Here is a 2,479-nt window from a genome sequence, read left to right as displayed (position 1 = left end):
CGATTACAACATTTTCTGTAAGCATAAAAAATTGCTCTTGAATTCCCTTTTGATTGGGGGGATCATCCGCCGCTCCGAATAACCTGTTTCAAAATGTAACTGCATTATGACTATGAACGTAAACCCTTTTGATTCGCTGTTACCGCCACAAATGGCAGAGCGAGCCGCGGAAGTCGGCGTGGGTAAGGTCAATAAAAAACTCTACAAGTCGTTTTTACTGGCAATGTCAGCGGGCATTCACATCGGAATTGCCTTCGTATTTTATACTGTCGTGACCACCGGGACGCAGGATGTCGCTTATGGTCTGAGTAAGTTTGCTGGTGGTCTTGCCTTTAGCTTGGGGTTGATTCTGGTTGTAATTACCGGCGGAGAACTGTTTACCAGTTCGGTGCTAACATTAGTGGCGAAAGCCAGTGGCAAAATATCCTGGACCGATCTGCTGAAAAACTGGTTAGTGGTGTACCTTGGCAACATGGCGGGTTCAATCTGTCTGGTGGTGATCATGCTGGCGACCCGCCAGTACATGGAAGACGGCGGTCAACTTGGCCTCAATGCGATGGCCATTTCACAACATAAACTCCATCACAGTTTCATTCAGGCGGTCGCACTTGGCATTATGTGTAACGTTTTGGTGTGTCTGGCAGTCTGGATGACGTTCAGTGCCCGGTCTTTGACGGATAAAGTGATGGTGCTGATCCTGCCGGTGGCAATGTTTGTTGCGTCGGGCTTTGAGCACTGCATTGCGAATATGTACCAGGTGCCTATGGCGATCGGAATCAAGTTGTTTGCACCGGCAGAATTCTGGCAGATGACCGGTGCGGACATCAGCCAATATGCGGATTTGAATCTAGCGGGGTTTATCTTGAATAATTTGATTCCGGTGACACTGGGTAATATTATCGGCGGTGGTCTGTTTGTTGGTATGTGGTACTGGTTGATTTTCCTGAGAGACTGAGTTCCCAGCACGGTTGAAGTAAAAAAGCGGCTCATTAAGAGCCGCTTTTTTAATGTATCCATCGCTCCGTAACGTCAGTGTCTAACGTTTCGGATTCCACCAGCTCATCGGGCGTGGTGACCAACCAGTTTTTCAGATCATCCTGATCAAACTCTGAGTACTCATGATGTCTGGTGACCATTGACTCAATCATCGGCATTCCTTGTCTGAGATGAGAAGCAAGTTGAATAATAATTAACCAGTATGACGGTGTCGTGTCAACTCAAATACACCTCTGTGACGTGCGGATCTCATTTTGTGGATAACTGATGTAAAAAGGTTATCCACATTTTCTGTGGATAACGTGTTTTAAAGTCGGTGTGCAATTTAATTTCAAGGATTTGTGAGCTTTATCGTTTGAGGAACGAAACACTAACGCGCCCCTCTTTTGTTAGAATTTTTCTCTGAGTAAATTGGATACACAGCGTGAGAGAGATGCTCATCATGGTGAAAATCGCGATCATGATCATCAATTGGTATTTGATCGCTACCATTGGCGACGCGCCTGACAGTATCTGACCTGTCATCATGCCCGGTAGAGTGACTAACCCCATAGTGGTCATCGATGCCAGGATCGGAGCCAGCGCTTTTTGCATGGCGTTTTGCACAAACGGTCTGGATGCATAATAAGGCGAAGCGCCAAGAGAAATTGCTGCTTCGTACTCCATTTTTCGCTCTTCGTACGCGCTGAACAGATTCTGCAGTGCAACGATATTACCACTCAGACTATTCCCAAGGAGCATACCTGATAAAGGGATCACATATTGTGCGCTATAGAGTGGAGTGGGTTGGACTACAGCTAAACAAAGGATAAGCAGGAGCGGAGCCAGGCCGATCATTAATCCAGCGCTTACTGGCCCCATCAGGACACGTTTGGGTAGCTGAGATTTACTCAGAATGGCACTGGCACCGACCATGACCATCAGCACCAGCCAGAGCAGGTTGATGGTCAGACTGTTGAGGCTGAACAAATACTCAAGGTAGACACCGACAAGACATAATTGAATTGTCATCCTGCCGACACCCAGTACGATGTCGCGTCCCAGATTAAGCTGATAATAATGGTTGATAGTAAGAGGAACCACCAGGATCAGCCCAAACACTCCTAGCTGGCCCCAACCGATATCGATAATCTCCTGCACAGTGAACCTCTTTGTGGGTGTATGACTCTGTTATTTTATCTCTTTTTATCGCTTTGCTCGCGGCCTGTCGCTGAGTTGTGAAAAATCGCTGCCAATCAGGGCTACTATCTGAGATGTGTGGGGCGCAAATGATGCTGTCTTACTGCGATGAAACCCACTCAGTCAAATAAAAAATCGCAACACTTCTTTAATTTTCTGTTTTCAATACAACCTGAATAAATTTAACAATGCCATTATTTTCAGAGTCAATATGGACACTGTTTTTTGTTCAAATGTTTAATTTATTTTTAATTTTAACAATCGCGCAAAGATATTATCTTGTCATAACTGTTCACATTTTTTC

The 2,479-nt window shown here is 45.5% G+C and carries 3 protein-coding genes; 1 reads left to right on the top strand and 2 read right to left on the bottom strand.

What is annotated here, in order from left to right:
• The first annotated feature begins 112 nt into the window (after window positions 1-112).
• On the top strand, window positions 113-955 hold the full coding sequence (gene focA, locus CAG65_RS04290) for a formate transporter FocA (protein ID WP_161452414.1): 843 nt from the start codon (window positions 113-115) through the stop codon (window positions 953-955).
• Between the two features lie 49 nt (window positions 956-1,004).
• Here the strand turns inward: focA and CAG65_RS04285 are convergent, their stop codons facing one another.
• Both CAG65_RS04285 and CAG65_RS04280 read right to left on the bottom strand, forming a co-directional pair.
• Window positions 1,005-1,148 carry a hypothetical protein gene (locus CAG65_RS04285; RefSeq protein WP_161452413.1) on the bottom strand — a complete coding sequence of 48 codons (144 nt, stop codon included), beginning with the start codon at window positions 1,146-1,148 and terminating at the stop codon, window positions 1,005-1,007.
• 196 nt (window positions 1,149-1,344) lie between these two features.
• A complete protein-coding gene (locus CAG65_RS04280) occupies window positions 1,345-2,136 on the bottom strand; it encodes an ABC transporter permease (protein WP_161452411.1) in 792 nt (263 codons plus the stop codon).
• Window positions 2,137-2,479 lie beyond the last annotated feature (343 nt).

This window comes from Vibrio sp. V39_P1S14PM300, assembly GCF_009904765.1.
GTDB classification, from domain to species: Bacteria; Pseudomonadota; Gammaproteobacteria; order Enterobacterales; family Vibrionaceae; genus Vibrio; species Vibrio proteolyticus.
This window is presented reverse-complemented; position numbering and strand designations above follow the sequence as displayed.

Coding starts and splice junctions, on each gene's coding strand:
- focA (WP_161452414.1), top strand. CDS start 113: ATGAACGTAAACCCTTTTGATTCGCTGTTACCGCCACAAATGGCAGAG.
- CAG65_RS04285 (WP_161452413.1), bottom strand. CDS start 1,148: ATGATTGAGTCAATGGTCACCAGACATCATGAGTACTCAGAGTTTGAT.